We start from the raw sequence: 24,676 nt of genomic DNA, 5'->3' as shown, positions 1-24,676 counted from the left end.
ATCCGAGGGATTTTTGCGAATCCCCCTCACGTGCGAAAACGCAAAAACTATCCCATTACGCTATACGCGAGTACGCCACGAGTAACGGCCGTCATCGCCTGCCGCGCCGTACGCCGGATCGTCTCGGGCGCCCCGGAGGCGTCGGTGAGCTGCCCGAGCAGGTCCAGCACCTGCCGCGACCAGCGCACGAAGTCGCCAGCTGGCATATCGCCCTCCAGCCCGTGCACGCTGCCGAGCACCTTGGTGAGCGATTCGCCACGGGCCCAGCGGTACATCGGCCACGCGAACCCGAGATCCAGCTCACGGGTCAGCTGCAGGCCCCGCGAGTCCTCGTCGTCGCGCAGGTCGGCCCAGAGCTTCAGGGTCGCGTCGATGGCGTCGGTGACCTCGCCCCGCGGTACCGATGCCCGGTCTTCCGCTTCCCGGCGGGCCTCGTAGACGAGCACGCTGACCGCGGCGGCCAGCTCGGCCGGGCCGAGCTTGTCCCACACCCCGCGGCGCAGGCACTCGGCGACGAGCAGGTCGGTCTCCGACCAGATGCGGGCCAGCATGCGCCCGGCGTCGGTGACCACGCCGGCCTCGGAGAGGTAGCCGCGGTCGGTGAGCAGCCCGCAGACCCGGTCGAAGGTGCGCGCCAGCGAGCCGGTGCGGCTGGCGACCTTGCCGCGCAGGCCCTCGGTGTCGCGCTCGAGGCGGTGGCGACGCTCGGCCCAGCGCGCGTGCTCCTCGCGGTCGGGGCAGCGGTGGCAGGGGTGGCGGCGCATCGACGCGCGCAGCGACTCCAGCTCGTGGTCGTCGGCTGCGGCGGCGTTGCGGGACCGGGTCGGCCGGCCGCGCTCCGGCGGGGCGAACTCGACCCGGCGCAGCTGGGAGGCGAGGTCGCGGCGGTCCTGGGCGGAGCGGTAGTTGAACTGCCGCGGCACCCGCACCCGGCCGAGCGGCTCGACGGGCTGGGTGAAGTCGGCGCCGGAGATGCGCCCGGCCCAGCGGTCCTCGGTGAGCACGAGCGGGCGCGGCTCGCCGAAGCCGCCGGTGCCCGGGTCGATGACGATCGCCAGGCCCGAGCGGCGCCCGGCGGGCACCCGGATCACGTCGCCGGAACGCAGCCGCTCCAGCGACTCCAGCGCGGCCGCCCGGCGCTGCTGCACGCCCTGGCGCGCGATCGTCTTCTCCCGGTCGGCGATGGCCACGCGGATCGAGAAGTACTGCTCGAAGTCCCCGAGGTGGCAGGCCATCTCCCCGGCGTAGGTCGCCATGGTCTCGGCGTTGCGCTGCACCTGGCGGGCCAGGCCGACGACCGAGCGGTCGGCCTGGAACTGCGCGAAGGAGCTCTCCAGCAGCTCGCGCGCCTCCGCGAAACCGACGCTGCCGACGAGGTTGACGGCCATGTTGTACGACGGACGGAAGCTCGACTTCAGCGGGTACGTGCGCGTGGAGGCGAGCCCGGCCACGTGGCGGGGATCGATCTCCGGGGCCCACACCACGACGGCGTGGCCCTCCACGTCGATGCCCCGGCGCCCGGCCCGGCCGGTGAGCTGCGTGTACTCCCCCGGGGTCAGGTCGACGTGGGCCTCGCCGTTGAACTTGACCAGCCGCTCGAGCACCACGCACCGGGCCGGCATGTTGATGCCCAGCGCCAGGGTCTCGGTGGCGAAGACGGCCTTGACCAGCCCGCGGACGAACAGCTCCTCGACGACCTCCTTGAACGCCGGCAGCATCCCGGCGTGGTGGGCGGCGAGCCCGCGCTCGAGGCCGTCGAGCCAGTCCCAGTACCCCAGGACCTGCAGATCCTCGCTCGGGATGTGCTTGGTGCGCTCCTCGACGATGGTGCGGATCTCGACGCGCTCGTCCGGCCCGGTCAGGCGCAGCCCGGCGCCGAGGCACTGCTGCACGGCGGCGTCGCAGCCGGCCCGGCTGAAGATGAACAGGATCGCGGGCAGCAGACCCTCGCGGTCGAGCCGCTCGACGATCTCCTGGCGATAGGGGCCGGTCCAGCGGCCGCGCTTGCCGCGGCGCAGGTCGCCGCCGGCCAGTTCGACGCGGCGGAGCATTTCGCGGTGGTACCGCAGCAGCTCCGGATGCACGTCGTGCTTCTGCGCCGCCTCGGCGTCGTGGAACAGGTCGAACATCCGCTTGCCCACGAGCATGTGCTGCCAGAGCGGCACCGGCCGGTGCTCGCTGACGACCACGGTCGTCTCGCCGCGCACGGTCACGAGCCAGTCGGCGAACTCCTCGGCGTTGGAGACGGTCGCGGACAGCGAGACGAGCGTGACGGACTCGGGCAGGTGGATGATCACCTCCTCCCACACCGCGCCGCGGAACCGGTCGGCGAGGTAGTGCACCTCGTCCATGACCACGAAGGAGAGGCCCTGCAGGGTCGCGGAGCCGGCGTAGAGCATGTTGCGCAGCACCTCGGTGGTCATGACCACCACGGGCGCGTCGCCGTTGATCGCGTTGTCGCCGGTGAGCAGGCCGACCCGCTCGGCGCCGTAGCGCTCGACGAGGTCGTTGTACTTCTGGTTCGACAGCGCCTTGATGGGCGTCGTGTAGAAGCACTTGCGCCCCTGCCGCAGGGCCAGGTGCACGGCGAACTCGCCGACGACCGTCTTGCCGGCGCCGGTGGGGGCGCACACGAGCACGCCCGTGCCGCGCTCCAGCGCCGCGCACGCCTCGGCCTGGAAGGGGTCGAGGGCGAACGCCAGCTCCTCGGCGAACTCGGTGAGCGCCGGCTGCCGCGAGGCGCTCGCGGCACGCTGCCGCGCGGCCTCATAGCGGTCTGCGGGGCTCGTCCCAATGTCCTCAGTACCGCTCACGCTCCCAAGGCTAGGCGAAGCAAGCCCGGATCCGCTCCTAGGTATCGTGCTGGCGTGCCGGAAAGCGACGAGTCACTCCCTTCCCGACGGCCGATCGAGGCGGTGCTGCTGGACTTCCACGGGACACTTGCGCAGGTCGAGGACCCGGTGCGGTGGGTGACCCGGGCCGCCGAGAGCCTCGGCAACACCCTCGACCGCGGCAAGGCGACTGTTCTCGCCGACCGGCTCACCACCGCCGGGCGGGCCGGCGGCCCCAAGCCGCAGCGGGTGCCGGCGCACCTCGCCGAGGTGTGGGCGGATCGCGACCTCTCCGCGCACGCGCATCGGGCCTGCTACACGGGCCTGGCCGCGACCGTCGACGAGGAGCTGGCCACGCCGTTGTACGACCGGCTGCTGCTCGCCGACGGCTGGGAGCTCTACGCCGACACCGTGCCGACGCTGCGGGCCCTGCGCGCGGCCGGGGTGCCCGTCGCGGTGGTCAGCAACATCGGCTTCGACCTGCGCGCGCTCGCCGCCGAGCTGGGCTTCGCCGACCTGGTGGACGCGTTCGTGCTCTCCTACGAGGTCGGGCGGGTCAAGCCGGACCCGGCCATCTTCTGGAACGCGTGCGCCGCCCTGCGCGTCGACCCCGAGCGGGCGCTCATGGTCGGCGACACCCCGGCGGACGCGGGCGCCGCGGCGGCCGGCTGCTCCGTGCTCGTACTCCCGGAGAGTGAACCGGGCAAGGTACACGGACTGGGAGGAATCCTGCGGCTGCTGTAAGGGCCGGTTCGGGACGGGATTGAATTCCGGCCGCGCCGGGAAACAGTGTCGCAACACCGCCTCTGTGCTTGTCGCGATGGTGTTCGGCGACGACAGTGCAGGCAACGACACGAATTCTTGCTGCGGAGGTACATCATGCCGTTGAACCGCTGGGACCCCACGAACGCCCTCGCCCGCCTCGAGCAGGACATGGGCAACGCCGCGCATCACGCCCACGCCGCGTCGGTGCGCACCGCGACCGACGGCGACGATCTCGTCATCACCGTCGAGGGCATCGACCCGTCCAACGTCGACGTCCAGGTCTCCGGCGGGCGCCTGACGATCAAGGGCGCGGGCGGCAGCAGTACCTCGGAGAGCCACGACGCCGGCGGCGCGCACTTCTCGTCGTCCTCGTCCAGCTCGTCCTCGTTCTCCCGGAGCTTCTCGGTGCCGGAGGACGTCGAGCAGTCGGACGTGTCCACCGAGCCCTCGGCCAACGGCGTCAAGGTGCGCATCCGCAACGCCGCCTGAGTGCTCAGGCCAGGAGGGTGAGCGCTCCTGGTACACACGACATGGTCACGGGGAGTGGACAGATCCGCTCCCCGTCGGCGTATGCGGTGATCCCCGCCCCGTCGAGCCTGATCTCCTTGGCCCGGTGCGTGCTGACCCGGCGGTCGCGCACGTGCGTGCCCTTGAGCACCTTGGGCCGCAGCCGCATGAGCGTGAGCCGCCCGAGCGGCTCGGCGACGACGACGTCGAGCAGCCCGTCGGTGGGGTCGGCCCCGGGCACGATCCGGAAGCCCCCGCCGTAACTCTCGGTGTTGCCGACCGCGACCAGCACGGAGTCGAAGACGGTTTCCGCGCCGTCGAGGCTCATCGTGTACCGCCTGGGCCGCAGCGCCAGCAGCTCCTCGACGATCGCCCGGTTGTACCGCTGCGGCCCCTTCGGCCACCGCATGCGATTGGCGCGCTCGTTGACGAACGCGTCGAACCCGGCCGCGAGCACCGCCCCGAACCAGGCCCGGGTTCCGTCGCCCCCTTCCAGCCACACCAGGTCGATCGCGCGCGTCCGCCCGCTCCGCAGCGCGTCGGCCACGTTCCCGGCGGCCTCGATCGGGTCGGCCGGCAGCCCCAGCCGCACCGCGAAGTCGTTGCCGGTGCCCGCCGGGACGATCCCGAACGGCGTCCCGGTCCCGGCCACGGCCTGCAGCCCGAGGTGGACGGTCCCGTCACCACCCATGGCCACGAGCGCGTCACACCGCCCCTCGGCAACCGCTCGGCGCGCCTGCTCCTTCGCGTCCGCGGCCGTGCTCCCGCCGAGGATCTCGACGCTCGCCCCGTACGCGCTCAGCCTCTCCAGCACCGCGGGCAGCAACGCCGCCCGGCGACCCTTGCCGGCGGTGGGGTTGGCGAGCAGCGCGATGTTCACGGGCGAGACTGTAAACGTTCAACGACTCCACCGCGACCAACCGCCGCGCCGCTTCTCGCCGCGGTTCCGCCTCGACCGCGCCGCACCACTTCCCCATGCCGCCCGCGCCGCCGCACTTCCGCCGCGCCGCGCCGTCTCGCCATGCCGCCGCCGTTTCTTTGATGCGCTCGCTTCGACCTCGCCGCACCACTCAGGCATGCCGCCCGCGCCGCTTCTTTGATGCGCTCGCTTCGGCCTCGCCGCGCCGTCTCGCCATGCCGCCCGCGCCGCTTCTTTGATGCGCTCGCTTCGACCTCGCCGCACCGCTCCGGCATGCCGCCCGCGCCGCGCCGCCGCGCTACACCGCTCCTTGAGGCCCTCCGCGCCCCACCACCGCGCTTTCGGCCGCCGACCTCGCCGCATCGCTTCTTGATGCCACTCACGCCGCCGCATCGCTGTTTCATCCCGCCGGCCGCATCACCGTCGCGCCGCCGCCCGCCTCGACCTCGCCGACCGGGTCCCACCCGCGGGCTCGTGGCTCCTCCGCCTTCGCGCCTCGACTTCCGCCGCCTCACCTCTGCACCGCGAGACCTCGCGCTCCCCCGCCCGGACACCGCGCCGGCCGCATCGACCCGCTGCTCGGCCGCGCCGCTGACTCGGGGCCGATCCGCCTCGCACCTCGAACTTCCGCCGCCTCGGCCCTCGCACCGCCAGCCCCGCCCTTCCCCGCGCCCGGGCGCGCCGCCGCCCGATCCGCCGATTCCGGATTTATCACCCGGCGGGGCATAAGTCCGAAAAGTCGCGGCGCGGAGCGCCCGACTTTTCGCGCAAAAACGGCGCCCCGGTCTCGAAAGACCGGGGCGCCGTGAACGAGCGTTGTTTACGTGTAATCGTCGAAGCGGCTGTCCAGCGGCTTGGGCTTGTCGACCGCCGTCGGCGCCGCCACCGGGGTCGGGGCGTCGATCTGGTCGAAGCCGTCGATCGGGCTCGCCGCCTCGACCGGTTCGACCTCGTAGTCGTCCAGCGAGGAGACCTCGTCGTCGCCGATGCCCGCGTACGACGGGCGGTTGCGGTTGCGCCGCTTGTCGTTGACCAGGGCGAAGATCACCGCGCCGAAGTACAGCAGCGACATGCACAGGGCCAGGAACGTCATGCCGAACGGGTCGGCCGTCGGCGTGGCGACCGCGGCGAAGACGAAGAAGATGAAGACCGCGATGCGCCACCAGCCCAGCAGGCGCTTGCCCGTCGCAATCCCGGCGACGTTGGCCAGCATGATGCCGAGCGGGAACTCGAAGGCGACACCGAAGACGGCCATCATGCCGGTCACGAAGTCGACGTACGACATCGCCTCCAGCATGATCTGAGTCTCTGGATTGACGAAGCCCACGAGGAACTCGAGGCCCTTCGACACCACGATGAACGCCAGCACCGCGCCGCCGGCGAACAGCGGGGCGGCCAGGCCGGCGAACACGTAGGCCCAGCGGCGCTCATTGCGGTGCAGGCCGGGTGCGATGAAGGCCCAGAGCTGGTACATCCAGAACGGCGCCGACAGGATCAGGCCGACCCACAGCGAGATCTTCAGCTTCAGCAACAGCGGGTCGGTGACCTTCAGGGCCACGAACCCGCAGCGCCAGTCGGCCGGCAGGACCCCGTTGTTGTGCTGCAGTTCGAGCTTCTCGGCGAGCTGGCAGTACGGTTCTTGGAGGATCGCCAGGACGTGCCCCGAGAGCAGGTAGCCGACGATCATGCCGAGCACGATCGCGATCGAGGCTCGGAAGAGCCGGGTCCGGAGCTCCCGCAGATGCTCCAACAACGTCATGGAGCCATCTGCGGCGCGCTCGAAGTTCGACGGCGGCTTACTCCGCCGCCGGGCGAGGATGCTCACGACCGGAGCGCGCCTCAGCGCTCGCGAGCGTGGTCAACCGGGTCGACGCGCGGGCTCGGGGAGGCCTGGTTGTCGGCGATCTCACCCCGCAGCGGCTCACGACCCGACTGCGCCTCGGCCTTGGCGTCGACGTCGTCGTCCGCGAGGCCCTTGGTCTCCGCCTTGATGATCCGCATCGAGCGGCCGAGCGAACGCGCCGCGTCGGGCAGGCGCTTCGCGCCGAACAGCAGGATCAGCACCACCACCAGGACGATGATGTGCCACGGCCTAACTGCACCCATGTGAAGCCACCTCACTATGTTTGAGCTGCCGCACCCATCGTACTGACCACCGGAGGGTGAGGGCAGAGGCCGGGGTTTGCGGGATGGAATCCGGCCGCTGAAGTCCTGACGAGTGTTGACGCCGCGCGGCCCGATCGTCAACCATCCGACCGGACAAAGGTGCGGTTTGCCCTGGTTTAACTGCCAGGATTGTTAACTGTTCTCAACCGCCCGCTGCTTGGCGGCCTGCTGAGCGGCCATCGCCTCCAGCTGCGGCAGCATCTGCTCGACGGTCTGCTGGAGCGTCGCGAGGCGCGGCTCGACCCGGCGCTGGCCGTCCTCCAGGCGCGCCTGCATCGCCCGGGCCGCGTTGTCGAACGCGCGCAGCCGGCTCATGACGCTGAGCGCGACGACGATCAGGACGATCAGCGCGAGCAGGACGATGCCGCCCGAGATCCACCACAGCACGTGATCGACCTTAGTGCACGTAGGCCGCCAGCGCCGCGTTCGCCTCGGCGACGACCGCCTCGGCGAGCACGGCCGGGGCCACGACGGTGACCTCGGCGCCGAGGCGCAGCACGAGCCGCCGGGCCCAGTCGAGGTCGGAGGCGCGCAGCGAGACCGTCCAGTGCTCGCCGGGGCCGCGCTCGACCGTCTCGCACGGGTACTGCTCGGTGATCCACCGCGCCCCCCGCCCCACGCGCAGGGTCACCAGCGGCAGGTCCGGCGTCGGGGTGAACAGCGTGCCCGTGCGGGTGTCGGTCGGCCGGGCCCGCAGCGGCACCTGCGCGGCCTCGTCGAGCTCGGTGGAGGCGTCGATGCGGTCGACCCGGAAGAGCCGGACGGCCTCGGCCCGGCGGCACCACGCCTCCAGGTAGGCCCACCGCCCGACGACGAGCACGCGCATCGGGTCCACGACGCGCTCGGTGGTCGCGTCGCGGGTGGCCGTGTAGTACGTGATCCGCAGCGCCCGCCGCCGGTCGACGGCCCCGCGCAGCTCCTCGAGGCGGTCGGAGGCGCCGGGGAGCCGCACCGCGACGGGCGCGTCGGCGAGATCCCCGGCCGCGTGCTCGATCTTCGCGAGGGCCCGGTGCACGCCGTCCCCGGCGGTGACGCCCGGCGTCTCGGCGAGCATGCGCAGCGCCACGATGAGCGCAAGCGCCTCGTCGGGCGTGAGGCGCAGCGGGCGGCCGATGCCGGCGTCGTAGGTCAGGGTCACGCTGTCGCCGACGAACGCCATGTCGATGAGGTCGCCGGGGCCGTAGCCGGGCAGCCCGCACATCCACAGCAGCTCGAGGTCCTCGCGCAGCTGACGGTCGGTGATGCCCTGGTCGGCGGCGGCCTCGGCGATGGTGATGCCGGGGCGGGCCTGCAGGTAGGGCACCAGGTTGAGCATGCGCGCGAGGCGGTCCGCGGAGTTCGTCATGCCGGCACCCCGACCTGCGAGCCGGCGGGATCGTAGGCGGCGGCGATGGCCCGCAGCCGGCGCACGACACCGTCACGCAGCTCGGGCGGGTCGAGGACGACCAGATCCGCGCCGTACCCCACCAGCCAATCGGCGAACAGATCGGCGTCGGAGTAGCTCAGGGTGAGCCGGTCACCGTCGGGCCCCGGCACGCACTCCTCGGCCCAGCGCCTGACCCCCGCGGCCTTCTCCGGCCGCACGAGCACCGTGGCGCGGCCGACCCGCTCGACGGGCCCCGAGAAGCCCGCGACCTTGGCGATGAGGTCGGTCTTGGGCGGCTCGTAGGCGCCGCGCCGGCCGATCCGCCGCACCCCGCTGACGATCCGGGACAGGCGGAAGCAGCGCTCGGCGCCGCGGTCGAGGTCGTGGCCGACGACGTACCACCGGCCCCGCCAGCACACCACGCCCCACGGCTGCAGGCGCCGCACGCCGGCGGCGTCGCGCTCGGGGACCTCGTAGGAGAAGGTAACCGCCTGCCGGTCACGTACCGCCGCCGTCAACGGCTCGAAGGCCGGGTCGACGGTGACGACGGCCTCGACGCCGAGGGTGGCGTGCGGGTCCACGTCGATGCCGCCGGCCCGCAGCTTGGCCAGGCCCGAGGACGCCGCCGCGGCCAGGCCGGTCTGCTGCCACAGCCGCACCGCGATGCCGACCGCGGCCGCCTCGTCCGGGGCGAGCGGGATGTCGGGCAGCGCATACTCCCGCCGGGCGATGCGGTAGCCCTGCTCGTTGTCGAAGATGCTCGCCGTGCCCATCTCCAGCGGCACACCGAGCTCGCGCAGCTCCGACTTGTCCCGCTCGAACTTGCGCTGGAACGCCTCGTGGTCGCGCTCGTCGTTGGGATCGTGCTCGTAGCCCGGCACGATCGCCGCGATCTGCTCGGCGGTCAGGAAACGGCGCGTAGCGAGCAGGCAGATCACCAAATTCACCAGGCGCTCGGTTCGAGTCCGCGACACGCAAGCGAACCTACCAGCCCGAACGCCTGTTCTGCGCCACCCACGCGGTGAGCGTTCACACCGTCACCACGGCAGCGCGCTGTGTCGCTGCGTTACTGTGTGCGCCGTGATTCGCTGGCGCTGGGGAACCGTTGTCGACACCCGCCGGGAGTGGCACGGGAGCCTCGAGCTCGACGTCACCGTGGAGGCGCGACGCCCCGAAGATCCGGCTTCGGTACGGGCCCTGGCCTACCCCGCCCTCGTCGGCGTCCCCCGCGCGGGTGACCGGGTGCTGCTCAACCTCAACGCGCTCGCCCTCGGCCTCGGCACCGGCGGCTACGCGCTCGTCGTGGCCGTACCGGACCGGCTGCCCGACGACGTGGACGTTCCCGGGCACGTGGTCAAGGCGCGGTACACCCCGCTGCAGGCGATCGTCCTCGCGGCCGACGAGGAGGCCTCGCCCCTGCGCGGGGAGCTGGCCGGCGCCGTGGACCTCGGCGGCATGCCCGTGGTCGTGGCGGACCTGCACTCGGCCCTGCCCGCGGTGCTCGCCGGCGCGCTGGCCGAGCGGCCCGGGCTGCGCGTCGCGTACGTGATGACCGACGGCGGCGCCCTGCCCGCCTGGTTCTCGCGCACCCTCGACGGCCTGCGCCCCCTGCTCGCCGGCACGGTGACCACGGGCCAGTCCTTCGGCGGCGACCTCGAGTCGACGAACGTGCACAGCGGCCTGCTCGCCGCCCGGCACGGCCTGCACGCGGACCTCGCGATCGTCACCCAGGGCCCCGGCAACCTCGGTACCGGCACGAGCTGGGGCTTCTCGGGCGTCGCGGCCGGCGAGGCGGTCAACGCGGTGCACGCGCTCGGCGGGCGCCCGGTCGCGGCCCCGCGCATCTCGGACGCCGACCCGCGCCCGCGCCACAACGGCGTCTCCCACCACAGCCTCACCGCCTTCGGCCGCGTGGCCCTGGCCCCGGCCGACCTCGTGATGCCCTCGGACCTCTCCCCCGCGCTGGCCGGGCCGGTCCGCGCGGCGCTGTCCGCGCTGTGCCCGCCGCACGCGCTGGTGGAGGTCCCGTCGGCGGATCTGGCGGGGCCGCTGGGCGAGCTGCCGGTGAAGCTGTCGACGATGGGCCGCGACCTGACGCAGGACACGGCGTACTTCCTGTCGGCGGCGGCCGCGGGCCGCTATGCCGCGACACTCGCCGTTTGACGCGACCGGCCCGGTCCGCGCGGCGCTGTCCGCCCTGTGCCCGCCGCACACGCTGGTGGAGGTCCCGTCCGCGGATCTGGCGGGGCCGCTGGGCGAGCTGCCGGTGAAGCTGTCGACGATGGCCGCGGGCCGTTATGCCACGACGCTCGCCGTTTGACGCGACCGGCCCGGTCCACGCGCCGCTGTCCCGCGCTGCGCCCGCCGCACAGGCCGGCTCTCGACGATGGGCCGCGACCTGACCGACGACACGCGCCCTCGCCGGCCGCTATGCGGCGACTCTCGCTGTTTGACGCGATTCGTCCGCGCGTTGCCGCGATATGTCGGGCGCTTCGCTAACCCGACATATCGGATTTATCGCCTGACGAGGTATAAGTCCGATATGTCGTGGCGCGGAGCGCCCGACATATCGAAGATCGCCAGAGAGAGTTTCCCACGACGCTTTCGAGGGAGCCGGCAGATGAAACCAGCGTGACCCGCCGCGGGCCTGGCAGCGTCGGCGCGCCAGCGCCGAGCGGTGTCTGGCGGGAGCGACGGTCCGCACCCCCGCGGACCCGAGTCAGGCTTTGGCGAGGGCCGCGTTCGCGACCGACCGCAACTGCGGCAGGTGGTCCGCCTCCGGGGCGGCCGCCACGACCAGATAGACCGCCACGATCGCCTTGCCCCGGCGGGTCAGCAGCGTCTTGGACTTGTCGCTCAGCGCCGCCTCCCCCACGCCGCCGACGGCCTCGAGGGACACGATCGTCGTCCAGAGCTTCTGGGCCTGGGCCGCGTCCGTGAACGTCAGGGCCACCACGGTCACCTGGTCGCCGGCCGGGTTGCCGAACGGGCACATCCGGGCGCGGGCGTTGAGGCCGAGGGTCTGCACCGCCTGGCCGTACTGCGCCACGGCCGCGGCCCCGTCGCCCTGGCTCGGCTGGACCGGCAGGCCCGTCGACTGCTTCACCTGGTCGGCGCCGATCAGGCCCTGGCAGCCGTCGGAGTTCACCACCGGGGGCAGGGTCGGGGACGGCAGCGGCTGGTGCGAGACGTCCGGGGCGCCGGTCGGGCCGGCCGGCAGCGGGGTGCGCTTGAGGCCGTCGTCGGTGCACGCGGACAGCAGCGCCGCCAGCAGGGCCAGCGGGACCAGGCGACGGATCATGCGTAGATCACGATCAGGGTGAAGCCCACGATGATCACGATCAGGATGGTGGCGAGCAGCCAGGTCGGGTACTTCGGGCCGACCGTGCGGTTGCGCTCGACCTCCTCGCGGATGCGCTGAAGCCGCCGGCCGAACCGGTTGGTGGCCGGCCGGTCGGGGTTGAAGTCGGCCCCGAGCTTCTTGGGCCTCGGGGGCTGGTGGTCCGGCAAGTCATCCATAGCGCGGGCCAGCCTAATCCCCCGAGGGCCGCAACGTCACATGCTCGCGATCAGCCGGTCCACGCGCTCGTCGTAGGCGCGGAAGGGGTCCTTGCACAGCACGGTGCGCTGTGCCTGGTCGTTGAGCTTCAGATGCACCCAGTCGACGGTGAAGTCGCGGCGGCGCTCCTGGGCGTGGCGGATGAACTCGCCGCGCAGTCGGGCCCGGGTGGTCTGCGGCGGGGTCTCCTTGGCCTCGAAGATCTCGAGGTCGGTGGCGACCCGGTCGACCGATCCGCGCTTCTCCAGCAGCCCGTAGAGGCCGCGGCCGCGGCGCAGGTCGTGGTAGGCGAGGTCCATCTGCGCCACCCGCGGGTGGGACAGCGGCAGGTCGTGCTTGGCCTGGTACCGCTCGATGAGGCCGAGCTTGGTCACCCAGTCGACCTCGCGCTCGACCTCCTTGTGGTTGCCGGTGTCCACGGCGTTGAGCACGCGGCCCCACAGGTCCATGACGCGCTTGGTGGCCGCGTCGGCGCCGCGGCGGTCCAGGAACTCGGTCGCCTTGTCGAAGTACTCCTGCTGGATCTCCAGCGCCGAGATCTCCTTGCCGCTGGCCAGGCGCACCCGGCGGCGGCCGGTGATGTCGTGCGACACCTCGCGGATGGCCCGGATGGGGTTCTCCAGCGACAGGTCCCGCATCGCCACGCCGGCCTCGATCATCCGCAGCACGATGTCGGCGGTGCCGACCTTCAGCAGCGTGGTGACCTCGTTCATGTTCGAGTCGCCGACGATGACGTGCAGGCGGCGGTACCGCTCCGCGTCCGCGTGCGGCTCGTCGCGCGTGTTGATGATGGGGCGGGACCGGGTGGTCGCCGACGAGACGCCCTCCCAGATGTGCTCGGCGCGCTGGGACAGGCAGTACACGGCGCCGCGCGGGGTCTGCAGCACCTTGCCGGCGCCGCAGATGAGCTGGCGGGTGACCAGGAACGGGATCAGGATGTCGGCGAGGCGGCCGAACTCGCCGTGCCGGCTGACCAGGTAGTTCTCGTGGCAGCCGTACGAGTTGCCGGCGGAGTCCGTGTTGTTCTTGAACAGGTAGATCTCGCCGGCGATGCCCTCGTCGTGCAGCCGGCGCTCGGCGTCGACCAGCAGGCCCTCGAGAATGCGCTCGCCGGCCCGGTCGTGGACCACCAGGTCGGGCACGGAGTCGCACTCGGGCGTGGCGTATTCCGGGTGCGAGCCCACATCGAGATAAAGGCGCGCGCCGTTGCGCAGGAAGACGTTGCTGGAACGGCCCCACGAAACGACGCGCCGGAACAGATAGCGGGCGACCTCGTCCGGCGACAGGCGGCGCTGTCCCCGGTAGGTGCACGTGACCCCGTATTCGGTCTCAAGGCCGAAAATTCGCCGGTCCATGTACAGACATTAGCCGCCTGAACGCCGATTCGAACCTATTGGGAGCGGAGACTTTCCGTATACCTCTGGCAGGTGGCGTAGTCGGGCAGCGAGCCCTCCTCGATCCGCTGCTTGAGCGTCGGCGCCTTGGCGTCCTTGGCCGACAGCTGCGGCTCCTCGACGGGCCACGCGATGGCCAGGTCGGGGTCGAGCGGGTGCAGGTCGTGCTCGCCCGTCGGGTTGTACGTCTCCGACACCAGGTAGGTGAGCGTGGCGTCGTCGGTCAGCGCGCAGAACGCGTGGCCGAGGCCCTCGGAGAGGTACACCGCCCGGCGGTCCACGTCGTCGAGCTGCACGCCCTCCCAGCGGCCGAATGTCGGCGATCCGACCCGGATGTCCACGACCACGTCGAGCACGGCGCCGCGGATGCAGGTGACGTACTTGGCCTGGCCCCGCGGCACGTCGGCGTAGTGCACGCCGCGCACCACGCCGCGGGCCGAGACCGAGAGGTTGCCCTGGGCCAGGCGCAGCGGGTGGCCGATCTCGGCGGCCAGGTGGTCGAAGCGGTAGAACTCGGTGAACAGGCCCCGAGGGTCCCCGTGCAGAACAGGGGTGATCTCCCAGGCGCCGCCGATCGAGAGCTGTCGGATCTTCACGTGCTCACTCCAGCGTGTCGGTCGTGGTGGCGGTGCTTTTCGTGCGGTGCGTCAATGCTGCCAATCGAGCAGGTTGAGCAGATACTCGCCGTACCCGCTCTTGCGCAGCGGCTCGGCGAGCTCGCGCAGGCGGTCGTCGTCGATCAGCCCCGCGCGCCAGCAGACCTCCTCGACGCAGCCGATCTTGAAGCCCTGCCGTTCCTCGATCACGCGCACGAACTCGGCCGCCTGGACCATGGTGTTGAAGGTGCCCGTGTCGAGCCACGCCGTACCCCGGTCGAGCACGCCGACGTGCAGTTCACCCCGCTCGAGGTAGGCCGCGTTCACGGCGGTGATCTCGAGCTCGCCGCGGTCACTGGGCTTGAGGTCGCGCGCGATCTGCACGACGCGGTTGTCGTAGAAGTACAAACCGGGCACCGCGTAGCGGGACTTGGGCCGGATCGGCTTCTCCTCGATCGAGAGCACCCGCCCGTCGGCGGCGAACTCGACCACGCCGTAGTCCTCCGGGTTGGACACCGGGTAGGCGAAGACCCGCCCGCCGGTGATCTCGGCGTTGTCGGCGAGCCGCTGGCCGAGCGCGCCGCCGTGGAAGATGTTGTCGCCCAGCACCAGCGCCACGCTGTCGTCGCCGATGAAGTCCGCGCCGATGATGAACGCCTGGGCGAGGCCCTCGGGCCGGGGCTGGGCCGCGTACTGCAGGCTGAGCCCCCACTGCGACCCGTCGCCGAGCAGCCGGACGAACTGGTCCCGGTCCTCGGGCGTGGTGATGACGAGGATCTCCCGGATGCCCGCCATCACCAGCGTGGTGAGCGGGTAGTAGATCATCGGCTTGTCGAAGACGGGCATCAGCTGCTTCGACACGGCCTTGGTCAAGGGCCACAGACGGGAGCCGGTCCCACCGGCGAGGATGATGCCGCGCACCCGGCCACCGTACGGGAAGCATCCGGCCGGGGTCGACCCGGACGCGCCCAGGGTCAACCGGCGCACCAGCGGCGTTCCACTAGACTCTCGAACCCGTGAGAATCCTCGTCACCGGCGGTGCCGGTTTCATCGGCTCGCATTACGTGCGCACGCTGCTCAGCGGCGGGTACCCCGCGTACGCGGGCGCGGCCGTGACCGTCCTCGACAAGCTCACCTATTCGGGTAACCGGGCGAACCTCGCCCCGGTCGAAGGCGACGCCGCGCTCACGTTCGTGGAGGGCGACATCTGCGACTCGGCGCTCGTCGGCGAGCTCATGCCCGGCCACGACGCGGTCGTGCACTTCGCGGCGGAGTCGCACGTCGACCGCTCCATCCTCGGCGCCGGCCCGTTCGTGACCACGAACGTGCTGGGCACCCAGGTGCTGCTCGACGCGGCCCGCGCGGCCGGGGTCGGGCGGTTCCTGCACGTGTCGACCGACGAGGTGTACGGCTCCATCCAGGAGGGCTCCTGGACCGAGGAGTGGCCGCTCGCGCCGAACTCGCCGTACTCCGCCTCGAAGGCCGGCTCGGACCTGCTGGCGCTGGCCTACCACCGCACCCACGGGATGGAGGTGGTCGTCACCCGGTGCTCGAACAACTACGGCCACTACCAGTTCCCCGAAAAGGTGATTCCGCTCTTCGTCACCAATCTGATCGACGGCGGGACCGTCCCGCTCTACGGCGACGGCGGCAACATCCGTGACTGGCTGCACGTGTCCGACCACTGTGCGGGCATCCAGCTCGCGCTCGAGAAGGGCCGGCCCGGCGAGGTCTACAACATCGGCGGCGGCCGCGAGCTGACCAACCGCGAGCTGACCGAGGTCCTGCTGGCCTCGACCGGACGGGACTGGGACTCCGCCGTGCGCTACGTCGAGGACCGCAAGGGCCACGACCGGCGGTACTCGCTGAGCCACGACAAGATCAGCGACGAGCTCGGCTACACCCCGGCCGTCACGTTCGAGCAGGGCATCGCCGAGACGGTGGCCTGGTACCAGGACAACCGCGCCTGGTGGGAGCCGCTCAAGGCCCGGGCGGCGCTGAACTCATGACCGGTCCGGAGCGAAGCGGAGGGGCCGGTCATCAGGGGCTCAGCTCTCCGGTCGTGCGGCCGGAGCGAAGCGGAGGGCGCGCGACCCGCTTTCTCGTCACGGGCGCCGGCGGCATGCTCGGCCGCGACCTGCTGGCCGTGCTCGACGGCCGGGACGTGACCGCCGCGACCCGGGCGGAACTGGACATCACGGACGCCGCGAAGGTGCGCTCGCTCGTCGAGGGCCACGACGTGGTCATCAACGCCGCGGCCTGGACGGACGTCGACGGCGCCGAGGCCGACGAGGCCGCCGCGACCGCGGTCAACGGCACCGGCGTGGCCGCCCTGGCCGCCGCGTGCGCCGCGACCGGGGCGAAGCTCGTGCACGTCTCCACCGACTACGTGTTCCCGGGCGACGCCACCGAGCCCTACGCCGAGGACGCCGCGACCGGGCCGATCAACGCCTACGGCCGCGGCAAGCTCGTGGGCGAGCGGGCCGTGCTCGACACGCTGCCCGAGTCCGGGTACGTCGTGCGCACCGCGTGGCTCTACGGCACGACCGGCCGCAACTTCGTGCTGACGATGCTGCGCCTGGCCGCCGAGCGCGAGTTCGTCGACGTCATCGACGACCAGGTCGGGCAGCCGACGTGGGCGCGTGACCTGGCCGAGCGCCTGGTGGCGCTGGCGGACTCGGACGCGCCCGCCGGCATCTACCACGGCACCGCGAGCGGCCGGACGTCCTGGCACGGGCTGGCGGCCGCCGCGTTCGAGCTGGCCGGGCACGACCCGGCCCGGGTGCGCCACACCACCAGCGAGGCGTTCGTGCGCCCGGCGAAGCGGCCCGCGTTCAGCGTGCTCGGGCACGAGCGCTGGGCGGCGGCCGGGATGCCGCCGATGCGGGACTGGCGTGCAATGCTGCACGACATGATGCCCGGAGTTGCCCGGTGAAGCTCACGATCGTCACCGGCCTGACCGCGCTCGCGGTGCTCGCCTTCATGGTGGAGCTGCTGCGGCGGCGGCAGCTGCAGGAGAAGTACGCGATCCTCTGGCTGGTCGTCAGCGTCGTGATGCTGCCGCTGGCGTTCTTCCCGTTCATCACCGACCGCACGGCGAAGCTGCTGGGCATCGCGTCCGGCGTCAGCCTGGTGCTGTTCCTCGGCATCGTGTTCCTGCTGCTGGTGACGGTGCACCTGAGCTGGGAGGTCAGCCGGCTGGAGGAGGAGACACGCACGCTGGCCGAGGACCTGGCCCTGCTGCGCAGCGAGCTGGGCCGGCCCCGCCCCCAGGACGAGATCCCCCACGAAGCGGTCAGCGCTCAGGAAACGGCTTTCGATGATCAACGGTAAGAAGGTCCTGATCATCATCCCCGCGTGGAACGAGGCGGAGTCGATCGCCGACGTCGTGCGGGAGGTGCGCGGCGAGCTGCCGTCGGTCGACATCATCGTGGTCGACGACGGCTCCGGCGACGACACCGCGATCAAGGCCGCCGAGGCCGGGGCGATCGTCGCGAAGCTGCCGTTCAACCTGGGCGTCGGCGGGGCGATGCGCACCGGGTACCGCTACGCCCGCGACCACGGCTACGACGTGGCGATCCAGGTGGACGCGGACGGGCAGCACGATCCGCGGTACATCCCGAAGCTCGTCGACGCGCTGGACGAGCACGATCTGGTGATCGGCGCCCGGTTCGCGGGCGAGGGCGGCTACAGCGTCAAGGGCCCTCGCAAGTGGGCGATGAAAATGCTGTCGGCGGTACTGTCGAAGCTCTCCCGCACGCGCCTGACCGACACGACGTCCGGGCACCGCGCGTGCAACCGGCGCACGATCGAGTTCTTCGCGCACTGGTACCCGGCGGAGTACCTCGGCGACACGATCGAGGTCCTGGTGCGGCTGGCGCGCAACGGCTACAAGATCACGCAGATCCCGGTCGCGATGCGGCCGCGGATGGCGGGCACGCCGAGCAATTCACCCGTGAAGGCCACGATTTACTTGGGACGCGCCTTTGTCGTACTGCTCCTCGCGATGATCCGCGCCTGATCCTGCGTGACGTGAAGGGCCGGTCCCCCGCTTCGGGCGACCGGCCGTTTCACGTTTCGGGGTGGAGCCGCTGCCCGTTTCGCGCTTCGGGCGGAGCTGCTGCGGTTTGCCTCCGTGTGCCTTCACCGCCGATTGCGTTCAGCATCCGGCCCGTTCGCTTTTGTTCGGAATCCGGCCGGTTTGCGCGCGTCAGACCCGCCTGCCGGGCCGCTCTTCCGCGATGACCCGTGCGCCGAGGCACACTCGCGCTGCCGAGCTGCGCGACGGGCTCCTCGCCGGGAGCGGGCCGCTGCGTGCTCCCAGGTCCGGCCGTCGCTGCCTACCCCCATGCGCGCTCTGCCGGGGCCGAGATGGCCCCGGAGCGCGTCGGGACCGGCTATTCGGCGTCGGGCTTGTTCTTGTCCTGGTCGGCCGTGTCGTCGGGGGTCGCGAGTTCGCCGGGCTCGTCGGGGCTCGGGGCCGGGCCGCCCGACGCGTTGTCCGCGGGCGTGCTCGGGGACGCCGGCGGCTGCGGCTTGTCCTCCAGGCCCTCCTCGACGTCCTGGCTGCCGGCCGAGGTGTCCTCGAGGATGGCGGTCAGGGCCAGGCCGGTGAGCCGGCGGAAGGTACGGCCGGAGCGGTTGCGGTCCAGCACCGCGACCTCGAGCTGGTGGGCCGCCAGCTTGCGCGGCTGGCCGCCCTCGCCACCGACATTGCCCAGACCCTCAACCGCCAGCCGCAGGGCCTCAGCGAGCGTCTGGTCGGGCCGCAGACGGCTTTTCACCGCGGTGGCGATGGCGTCCGACTGGCCGCCCATGGTCACCATGCCCTGCTCGTCCTGGACGGAGCCGTCGTAGGTGATCCGGTAGAGCTCGTCGTCCTCGGCGGTGGTGCCCGCCTCGGCGACGCAGATCTCGACCTCGTAGGGCTTCTGCTCCTGGGTGAAGATCGCGCCGAGGTTGCGGGCGTAGAAGTTGGCGATCTGCCGGCCGGTCACGTCGCCGCGGGCGTAGGAGTAGCCGTGCAGGTCGGCCAGGCGCACCCCGGCGGAGCGCAGGGCCTCGAACTCCGGGTAGCGGCCGACGGCGGCGAACCCGATGCGGTCGTAGATCTCGCTGACCTTGTGCAGCGCGGTCGAGAGGTTCTCGGCCACGAACAGCACGCCGCCCTCGTAGCTGAGCACCATGACGCTGCGGCCACGAGCGATGCCCTTGCGCGCGTACTCCGAGCGGTCCCGCATGATCTGCTCGGGCGAGGCGTAGAACTGCATGGCCACGGTGGCGGGTTCTCCTTCGGCTGGTTGGTGGGCGTTCGGGCTGGTGGGTCGAGGCGTCGGGTTCGTCCGGTCGGCGGGTGACCCGGGTCGGTGAGGGCTGACCCGAGTCGGTGCCTGTCTAGACCCCGGGGTTCTCGGAGCGCTCGGCGATGATCTGCTCGGCGGCGGCGCGGGTCTCGTCGTCGCCGAGGCGGCGGGTGCCCTCGACCGTCGCGGTCATGATCACCGGGAAGATGTTGCGCAGGAGGTCGGGGCCGCCGGTCGCGGTGTCGTCGTCCGCGGCGTCGTAGAGCGCCTCGATGGCGAGCTTCACGGCCTCGTCGGTCGTCACGCCGGGCCGGTAGCGCTTCTTGAGCGACGACTTGGCGAACAGCGAGCCGGAGCCGATCGAGTCGTAGCCGCGCTCCTCGTAGACGCCGCCGGCGACGTCGAAGCTGAAGATGCGCCCGGCCTTGTCGACGCTCTTGGCGTCCACGTCGAAGCCGGCGAAGAGCGGCACGACGGCCAGGCCCTGCATCGCGGCGCCGAGGTTGTTGCGCACCATGCTGGCCAGGCGGTTGGCCTTGCCCTCGAGCGAGAGCATGCTGCTCTCGATCTTCTCGTAGTGCTCCAGCTCGACCTGGAACAGCCGGATCATCTCGAGGCCGAAGCCCGCCGTGCCGGCCATGCCGACCAGCGAGTAGGCGTCGGCGGCGAAGACCTTCTCGATGTCGCGCTGGGCGATGAGGTTGCCCATCGTCGCGCGCCGGTCGCCGCCCATGAGCACGCCGTCGGAGCACGCGATCGCGACGATCGTGGTCGCGTGGGCGCTCACGTCGGCCGCCATGCCCGGCGGCAGCGGGCGCCGGCCGGGGAGCATCTCGGGCGCCACGTGCGACAGGAACTCGGTGAAGGACGAGGTCCCGGCGGCGTGGAACGCCGCGGGCGGGCGCCCTGAGTGGTCAAGACCCGACGGCAACGGAGCCCCTCCTTGGTTGCGTGGTGATCGACTGTGGTGGGCCAACAATATACGCCGCGACACGGCCGGATTGCGCCGCGCCACAACGCTGTGGGCGAACAGGCGGTGCGTCGTGCGGGCCGCTGCCGCGCCCGGGCAGGTCAGGGCGCCTCATGCGAGCCGCCGCCCCCTTCCGGACGTCCGGGCGAGCCGTCGGGCCGGCCCGCGACTTCGAGAGTCGCCTCCGAACCGTCCCGCTGTCTGAGCGAGGAGTCCGAGCCGTCCGAGCGAGCCGTCCGAGCCGTCGCCGTCGGAGCGAGCCGGCCGTCCGAGCGAGCCGTCCGTCCGAGCGGAGCCGACCGTCCGAGCCGTCCGAGGCGTCCGAGCGATCGAGCGAGCCGACCGAGCGGAGCCGACCGAACGAGGCGTCCGGGCGAGCCGTCTGACGCGTCCGAGCGAGCGGACGAGCTGTCCGTGGGCCGGATGAGAGCGCCCGCGGGTGGCCCGCAACGGGCGCCGCCCGCCCGGGGTTCCGGGCGGGCGGGCTCGTGTGCGGCTACTCGCCGCCCTTTTGCACGTATCCGCGGACGAACTCTTCGGCGTTCTCCTCGAGCACGGAGTCGATCTCGTCGAGGAGGTCGTCGACGTCCTCGCCGAGCTGCTCGACCCGTTCGGCTGTCTCCGGGTTCACCTCAGGCGCGGCGACGTCCTCTTCCTCGTCGCGCCGGGATTTGCCGGACTGAGACTGTCCGCCCGTATCCCTCGTAGCCATGACTCATCCTCCTCGGGGGGACCACCAAACGAACCGCTGCATCGAACTTACCCGGAAGTGATCGCTTCGAGCAGATCCTTGGCGCTCGGGCATTTGTCGAACAGCGCGCCGACGTGTTTCTTCGTCCCCCGCTCGGGCTCCATCATCGGCACCCGCACGAGCGACTCGCGGCCCACGTCGAAGATGACGGAGTCCCAGCTGGCCGCCACCACCTCGGCGGGGTATTTGGCGAGGCAGCGACCGCGGAAGTAGGCCCGGGTGTCGTCCGGCGGCTCGACGATCGCGCGCTGGACCTCTTCCTCGGTGAACAGCGTCGCCATCGAGCCGCGGGCGACCAGGCGCTGGTAGAGGCCCTTCTCCGGGCGGACGTCGGAATACTGCAGGTCGACGAGCTGCAGCTTGTGCGAGCTCCAGCCGAGCGACTCGCGCTCGCGGTAGCCCTCCAGCAGCCGCAGCTTGGCCACCCAGTCGAGTTCGCCGGCGCACAGCATCGGGTCGCGCCCGAGCTTGTCCAGCGCGTCCTCCCAGCGGTCGAGCACGTCGAGGGTGATCTCGTCGGCGTCGTCGCCCTCGCGGCCCTCGACGAACGCGCGGGCCCGCTCGTAGAAGGCCCACTGGACGTCCAGGGCGGTGAGCCGGCGGCCGTCGCGCATGCGGATGAGGTGCTTGAGCGACGGGTCGTGGCTGACCGACCTGAGCTCGGTGACGGGGTCGGCGATGCCCAGGTCGGCCGAGAGCACCTTCTCCTCGATCATGGCGAGGATCAGCGACGTGGTGCCGACCTTCAGGTACGTCGAGATCTCCGACAGGTTCGCGTCACCGATGATCACGTGCAGCCGGCGGTACTTGTCCGCGTCGGCGTGCGGCTCGTCGCGCGTGTTGATGATGGGCCGCTTCAGCGTGGTCTCCAGCCCGACCTCGACCTCGAAGAAGTCGGCGCGCTGGGAGATCTGGAAGCCGGGGCCGGTGCCGTCCTGCCCGATGCCGACCCGCCCGGCGCCGCACACGATCTGCCGCGTGACGAAGAACGGCGTGAGGTGCATGACGATGTCGGCGAAGGGCGTCTGGCGGCGCATGAGGTAGTTCTCGTGCGCGCCGTAGCTGGCGCCCTTGTTGTCGGTGTTGTTCTTGTACAGGTGGATCGGCAGCGTGCCCGGGATGCTGGCGGCCCGCCGGGAGGCCTCGGCCATCACCCGCTCGCCGGCCTTGTCCCACAGCACGATGTCGCGGGGGTTGGTCACCTCGGGCGTGGAGTACTCCGGGTGGGCGTGGTCCACGTAGAGCCGCGCGCCGTTGGTCAGTATCACGTTGGCGAGGCCGAGGTCCTCGTCCGCGAGCGCCTCCGCGGGATCGTAAAGAGCACCCGAATAGGTGAATCCGCGGGCGTCGCGCAGCGGCGACTCCTCCTCGTAGTCCCACCGGGCCCGGCCGTTCTTGGAGAGCTCGGGCCGCGCCCCGTAGGCGTTGACCACCTGGGAGGACGTGACCATCGGGTTCGCACCCGGCTGGCCGGGCACGGACACGCCGTACTCGACCTCGGTGCCCATCACGCGCCGCACACTCATGAGACAACCCTAGTCGTATCGTCGGCGACCCGGCCCACTCGGACGGGCCAGCTTGCCTGCAAGCTTAAGCGGGCGGTGACCAAAAGGTCACCGCCCGCTCATAGATGGATCACCGTTTACAGGTATTGGCCGGTGTTGGTGGCCGTCTCGATGGAGCGGCCGGCCTCGGCGCCCTTGCCACCGGAGACGAGCGTGCGGATGTAGACGATCCGCTCACCCTTCTTGCCGGAGATGCGGGCCCAGTCGTCGGGGTTGGTGGTGTTGGGCAGGTCCTCGTTCTCCCGGAACTCGTCGACACACGAGTCGAGCAGGTGCTGCAGGCGTACGCCCTTCTGCCCGTTGGAGAGGAAGTCCTTGATCGCCATCTTCTTGGCCCGGTCGACGATGTTCTGGATCATCGCGCCGGAGTTGAAGTCCTTGAAGTACAGGACCTCCTTGTCGCCGTTGGCGTAGGTCACCTCGAGGAAGCGGTTCTCCTCGGTCTCGGAGTACATCCGCAGCACGACCGCGTCGATCATGGCCGCGACCGTCGCGTCGGGCGAGCCACCGTGCTCGCTGACGTCGTCGCTGTGCAGCGGCACGTCGGTCAGGATGTACTTCGAGAAGATGTCCTTCGCCGCCTCGGCGTCCGGCCGCTCGATCTTGATCTTCACGTCGAGCCGGCCGGGGCGCAGGATGGCCGGGTCGATCATGTCTTCCCGGTTGGACGCGCCGATGACGATGACGTTCTCCAGGCCCTCCACGCCGTCGATCTCGCTGAGCAGCTGGGGGACGATCGTGTTCTCCACGTCGGAGGAGACGCCGGAGCCGCGGGTGCGGAACACGGAGTCCATCTCGTCGAAGAACACGATGACGGGCGTGCCCTCGCCGGCCTTCTCCCGAGCGCGCTGGAAGATGAGCCGGATGTGCCGCTCGGTCTCGCCGACGTACTTGTTGAGCAGCTCGGGACCCTTGATGTTGAGGAAGTAGCTGGTCTGCCGCTCCTCGCCGCGCCGCTCGGCGATCTTCTTCGCCAGCGAGTTGGCCACCGCCTTGGCGATGAGGGTCTTGCCGCAGCCGGGCGGGCCGTAGAGCAGCACGCCCTTCGGCGGGCGCAGCTTGTGCTCCCGGAACAGCTCGGCGTGCAGGAAGGGCAGCTCCACCGCGTCTCGGATCATCTCGATCTGCGAGGAGAGTCCGCCGATGTCGTGGTAGTCGACGTCGGGCACCTCCTCCAGGACGAGCTCCTCGACCTCGCTCTTCGGAATCCGCTCGTAGGCGTAGGCCGACCGCGGCTCGATCATGAGCGAGTCACCGGCGCGCAGCGGCGCGTCGGCGATGGTGTGCGCCAGGTGGACGATCCGTTCCTCGTCGGCGTGTGAGACGACGAGGGCCCGGTCACCACCCTCGAGGACCTCCTTCAACATGACGACCTCGCCGGCCCGCTCGAACCCGAGCGCGTCGACGATGTTCAGGGCGTCGTTGAGCAGGACCTCCTGGCCTCGGCGCAGCTCCTCGACCTCGATGGCCGGGGAGACTGCCACGCGCAGCTTGCGCCCGCCTGTGAACACGTCGACGGTGCCGTCGTCGTGGCGGGCGAGGAAGACGCCGTAGCCGCTCGGCGGCTGCGCCAGGCGGTCAACCTCCTCCTTCAGCGTCACGATCTGGGCTCGGGCCTCCTTGAGGGTGGCCACGAGCCGCTCGTTGTTTTCGGTCAGCCGGGCAATCTGCGCCTGCGCTGCGGCGAGCCGCTCCTCGAGCTGTCGCACGTGTCGCGGAGTCTCCGTCAGCTTGCGCCGCACCAGGGCGAGTTCCTCCTGAAGAAACGCGACCTGCGTGGAGAGATCGTGGGCGTCCTTCTCCCATCGTGCGGCGCGCGTCTCCGCGTCGTCGCTGCGTGCCACGTCCCACCTCCCCGGGGGCTTTGAACGTTGTGCTCTAACACTAACTGCTGATCGGCGGTTCAGGCCCCCTCGAACACGTGCGCCACAGGGTGTTTACAAATCCGGGATGCGCGAAGGGCCCTATCCAGTACCCTTTCCGG

Annotated in this window: 25 protein-coding genes; 8 read left to right on the top strand and 17 right to left on the bottom strand. The window is 71.2% G+C overall.

What is annotated here, in order from left to right:
• Positions 1-47: 47 nt before the first annotated feature.
• Positions 48-2,813 carry a DEAD/DEAH box helicase gene (locus tag ABT369_RS18405; protein WP_350613366.1) on the bottom strand — a complete coding sequence of 922 codons (2,766 nt, stop codon included), beginning with the start codon at positions 2,811-2,813 and terminating at the stop codon, positions 48-50.
• A 54-nt stretch (positions 2,814-2,867) separates the two neighbouring features.
• Between ABT369_RS18405 and ABT369_RS18400 the strand changes: the two genes are divergently transcribed.
• Together ABT369_RS18400 and ABT369_RS18395 are read left to right on the top strand one after the other, a co-directional pair.
• Positions 2,868-3,575: an HAD family hydrolase gene (locus tag ABT369_RS18400; RefSeq protein ID WP_350613364.1), complete on the top strand. Its 708-nt coding sequence runs from the start codon at positions 2,868-2,870 to the stop codon at positions 3,573-3,575.
• Positions 3,576-3,710: 135 nt separating this feature from the next.
• Positions 3,711-4,085, top strand: coding sequence for an Hsp20 family protein (locus ABT369_RS18395; RefSeq protein WP_350613363.1), 375 nt, complete (start codon positions 3,711-3,713; stop codon positions 4,083-4,085).
• A 4-nt stretch (positions 4,086-4,089) separates the two neighbouring features.
• Here ABT369_RS18395 and ABT369_RS18390 read toward each other — a convergent pair whose 3' ends face one another.
• From ABT369_RS18390 to ABT369_RS18365, 6 genes are all read right to left on the bottom strand, one after another.
• Positions 4,090-4,983 carry a diacylglycerol kinase gene (locus ABT369_RS18390; protein WP_350613361.1) on the bottom strand — a complete coding sequence of 298 codons (894 nt, stop codon included), beginning with the start codon at positions 4,981-4,983 and terminating at the stop codon, positions 4,090-4,092.
• 859 nt (positions 4,984-5,842) lie between these two features.
• Positions 5,843-6,781 carry a twin-arginine translocase subunit TatC gene (gene tatC, locus ABT369_RS18385; protein ID WP_350613359.1) on the bottom strand — a complete coding sequence of 313 codons (939 nt, stop codon included), beginning with the start codon at positions 6,779-6,781 and terminating at the stop codon, positions 5,843-5,845.
• Between the two features lie 80 nt (positions 6,782-6,861).
• Positions 6,862-7,128, bottom strand: coding sequence for a Sec-independent protein translocase subunit TatA (tatA, locus tag ABT369_RS18380; protein WP_350613357.1), 267 nt, complete (start codon positions 7,126-7,128; stop codon positions 6,862-6,864).
• 192 nt (positions 7,129-7,320) lie between these two features.
• Positions 7,321-7,575 carry a hypothetical protein gene (locus ABT369_RS18375; RefSeq protein WP_350613355.1) on the bottom strand — a complete coding sequence of 85 codons (255 nt, stop codon included), beginning with the start codon at positions 7,573-7,575 and terminating at the stop codon, positions 7,321-7,323.
• Between the two features lie 10 nt (positions 7,576-7,585).
• The gene (locus ABT369_RS18370) at positions 7,586-8,533 is read right to left on the bottom strand and encodes a helix-turn-helix transcriptional regulator (protein WP_350613353.1); all 948 of its coding nucleotides are present in this window, start codon (positions 8,531-8,533) and stop codon (positions 7,586-7,588) included.
• The gene (locus ABT369_RS18365; RefSeq protein WP_350613351.1) at positions 8,530-9,528 is read right to left on the bottom strand and encodes a helix-turn-helix transcriptional regulator; all 999 of its coding nucleotides are present in this window, start codon (positions 9,526-9,528) and stop codon (positions 8,530-8,532) included. The genes ABT369_RS18370 and ABT369_RS18365 overlap by 4 nt, the downstream gene beginning before the upstream one ends.
• A gap of 106 nt (positions 9,529-9,634) precedes the next feature.
• Between ABT369_RS18365 and ABT369_RS18360 the strand changes: the two genes are divergently transcribed.
• Together ABT369_RS18360 and ABT369_RS18355 are read left to right on the top strand one after the other, a co-directional pair.
• Entirely contained in the window at positions 9,635-10,717 is a 1,083-nt protein-coding gene (locus ABT369_RS18360; RefSeq protein WP_350613349.1) for a DUF3866 family protein, read from the top strand.
• Complete coding sequence (locus ABT369_RS18355) at positions 10,695-10,874, top strand: hypothetical protein (RefSeq protein WP_350613347.1); 180 nt, start codon at positions 10,695-10,697, stop codon at positions 10,872-10,874. The genes ABT369_RS18360 and ABT369_RS18355 overlap by 23 nt, the downstream gene beginning before the upstream one ends.
• Before the next feature lie 399 nt (positions 10,875-11,273).
• On the opposite strand, the gene ABT369_RS18350 is transcribed toward ABT369_RS18355, so the two are convergent.
• Genes ABT369_RS18350 through rfbA form a run of 5 tightly spaced genes read right to left on the bottom strand, consistent with a single transcriptional unit; the run spans position 11,274 to position 15,024 of the window.
• Positions 11,274-11,855 (bottom strand): hypothetical protein, encoded by a 582-nt coding sequence (locus ABT369_RS18350; RefSeq protein ID WP_350613345.1) that lies wholly within the window; start codon positions 11,853-11,855, stop codon positions 11,274-11,276.
• A complete protein-coding gene (locus ABT369_RS18345; protein ID WP_350613343.1) occupies positions 11,852-12,073 on the bottom strand; it encodes a hypothetical protein in 222 nt (73 codons plus the stop codon). Before ABT369_RS18345 ends, ABT369_RS18350 begins: the two co-directional genes overlap by 4 nt.
• A gap of 36 nt (positions 12,074-12,109) precedes the next feature.
• Complete coding sequence (gene pafA, locus ABT369_RS18340) at positions 12,110-13,468, bottom strand: Pup--protein ligase (protein WP_350613341.1); 1,359 nt, start codon at positions 13,466-13,468, stop codon at positions 12,110-12,112.
• A gap of 35 nt (positions 13,469-13,503) precedes the next feature.
• Positions 13,504-14,103, bottom strand: a complete 600-nt coding sequence (locus tag ABT369_RS18335; RefSeq protein ID WP_350613339.1) for a dTDP-4-dehydrorhamnose 3,5-epimerase family protein — start codon at positions 14,101-14,103, stop codon at positions 13,504-13,506.
• Positions 14,104-14,154: 51 nt separating this feature from the next.
• On the bottom strand, positions 14,155-15,024 hold the full coding sequence (gene rfbA / locus ABT369_RS18330) for a glucose-1-phosphate thymidylyltransferase RfbA (protein ID WP_350613337.1): 870 nt from the start codon (positions 15,022-15,024) through the stop codon (positions 14,155-14,157).
• 95 nt (positions 15,025-15,119) lie between these two features.
• Here rfbA and rfbB point away from each other — a divergent pair, with 95 nt between their 5' ends.
• The 4 genes from rfbB to ABT369_RS18310 are packed head-to-tail and all read left to right on the top strand — an operon-like array spanning position 15,120 to position 18,124.
• Positions 15,120-16,112: a dTDP-glucose 4,6-dehydratase gene (rfbB, locus tag ABT369_RS18325; protein ID WP_350613335.1), complete on the top strand. Its 993-nt coding sequence runs from the start codon at positions 15,120-15,122 to the stop codon at positions 16,110-16,112.
• 53 nt (positions 16,113-16,165) lie between these two features.
• Positions 16,166-17,038: a dTDP-4-dehydrorhamnose reductase gene (rfbD, locus tag ABT369_RS18320; protein WP_350613333.1), complete on the top strand. Its 873-nt coding sequence runs from the start codon at positions 16,166-16,168 to the stop codon at positions 17,036-17,038.
• Positions 17,035-17,436 (top strand): DUF2304 domain-containing protein, encoded by a 402-nt coding sequence (locus ABT369_RS18315; RefSeq protein WP_350613331.1) that lies wholly within the window; start codon positions 17,035-17,037, stop codon positions 17,434-17,436. Before rfbD ends, ABT369_RS18315 begins: the two co-directional genes overlap by 4 nt.
• Complete coding sequence (locus ABT369_RS18310; protein ID WP_350613329.1) at positions 17,423-18,124, top strand: glycosyltransferase family 2 protein; 702 nt, start codon at positions 17,423-17,425, stop codon at positions 18,122-18,124. Before ABT369_RS18315 ends, ABT369_RS18310 begins: the two co-directional genes overlap by 14 nt.
• Positions 18,125-18,500: 376 nt before the next feature.
• Here the strand turns inward: ABT369_RS18310 and prcA are convergent, their stop codons facing one another.
• The 5 genes from prcA to arc form a co-directional block, all read right to left on the bottom strand.
• A complete protein-coding gene (prcA, locus tag ABT369_RS18305) occupies positions 18,501-19,379 on the bottom strand; it encodes a proteasome subunit alpha (protein ID WP_350613327.1) in 879 nt (292 codons plus the stop codon).
• 118 nt (positions 19,380-19,497) lie between these two features.
• Positions 19,498-20,337: a proteasome subunit beta gene (gene prcB, locus ABT369_RS18300; protein WP_350613325.1), complete on the bottom strand. Its 840-nt coding sequence runs from the start codon at positions 20,335-20,337 to the stop codon at positions 19,498-19,500.
• 535 nt (positions 20,338-20,872) lie between these two features.
• The gene (locus ABT369_RS18295) at positions 20,873-21,088 is read right to left on the bottom strand and encodes a ubiquitin-like protein Pup (protein ID WP_345129507.1); all 216 of its coding nucleotides are present in this window, start codon (positions 21,086-21,088) and stop codon (positions 20,873-20,875) included.
• A 47-nt stretch (positions 21,089-21,135) separates the two neighbouring features.
• Positions 21,136-22,653 (bottom strand): depupylase/deamidase Dop, encoded by a 1,518-nt coding sequence (dop, locus tag ABT369_RS18290; RefSeq protein WP_350613323.1) that lies wholly within the window; start codon positions 22,651-22,653, stop codon positions 21,136-21,138.
• Between the two features lie 116 nt (positions 22,654-22,769).
• Positions 22,770-24,536, bottom strand: coding sequence for a proteasome ATPase (gene arc, locus ABT369_RS18285; RefSeq protein WP_350613321.1), 1,767 nt, complete (start codon positions 24,534-24,536; stop codon positions 22,770-22,772).
• Positions 24,537-24,676 lie beyond the last annotated feature (140 nt).

The organism is Dactylosporangium sp. NPDC000244, assembly GCF_040300725.1.
Lineage (GTDB): Bacteria > Actinomycetota > Actinomycetes > Mycobacteriales > Micromonosporaceae > Dactylosporangium.
This window is presented reverse-complemented; position numbering and strand designations above follow the sequence as displayed.

Coding starts and splice junctions, on each gene's coding strand:
- tatA (WP_350613357.1), bottom strand. CDS start 7,128: ATGGGTGCAGTTAGGCCGTGGCACATCATCGTCCTGGTGGTGGTGCTG.
- ABT369_RS18295 (WP_345129507.1), bottom strand. CDS start 21,088: ATGGCTACGAGGGATACGGGCGGACAGTCTCAGTCCGGCAAATCCCGG.
- ABT369_RS18370 (WP_350613353.1), bottom strand. CDS start 8,533: ATGACGAACTCCGCGGACCGCCTCGCGCGCATGCTCAACCTGGTGCCC.
- ABT369_RS18355 (WP_350613347.1), top strand. CDS start 10,695: ATGCCGCGACACTCGCCGTTTGACGCGACCGGCCCGGTCCGCGCGGCG.
- ABT369_RS18345 (WP_350613343.1), bottom strand. CDS start 12,073: ATGGATGACTTGCCGGACCACCAGCCCCCGAGGCCCAAGAAGCTCGGG.
- ABT369_RS18350 (WP_350613345.1), bottom strand. CDS start 11,855: ATGATCCGTCGCCTGGTCCCGCTGGCCCTGCTGGCGGCGCTGCTGTCC.
- dop (WP_350613323.1), bottom strand. CDS start 22,653: ATGAGTGTGCGGCGCGTGATGGGCACCGAGGTCGAGTACGGCGTGTCC.
- ABT369_RS18310 (WP_350613329.1), top strand. CDS start 17,423: ATGATCAACGGTAAGAAGGTCCTGATCATCATCCCCGCGTGGAACGAG.
- tatC (WP_350613359.1), bottom strand. CDS start 6,781: ATGACGTTGTTGGAGCATCTGCGGGAGCTCCGGACCCGGCTCTTCCGA.
- ABT369_RS18395 (WP_350613363.1), top strand. CDS start 3,711: ATGCCGTTGAACCGCTGGGACCCCACGAACGCCCTCGCCCGCCTCGAG.
- pafA (WP_350613341.1), bottom strand. CDS start 13,468: ATGGACCGGCGAATTTTCGGCCTTGAGACCGAATACGGGGTCACGTGC.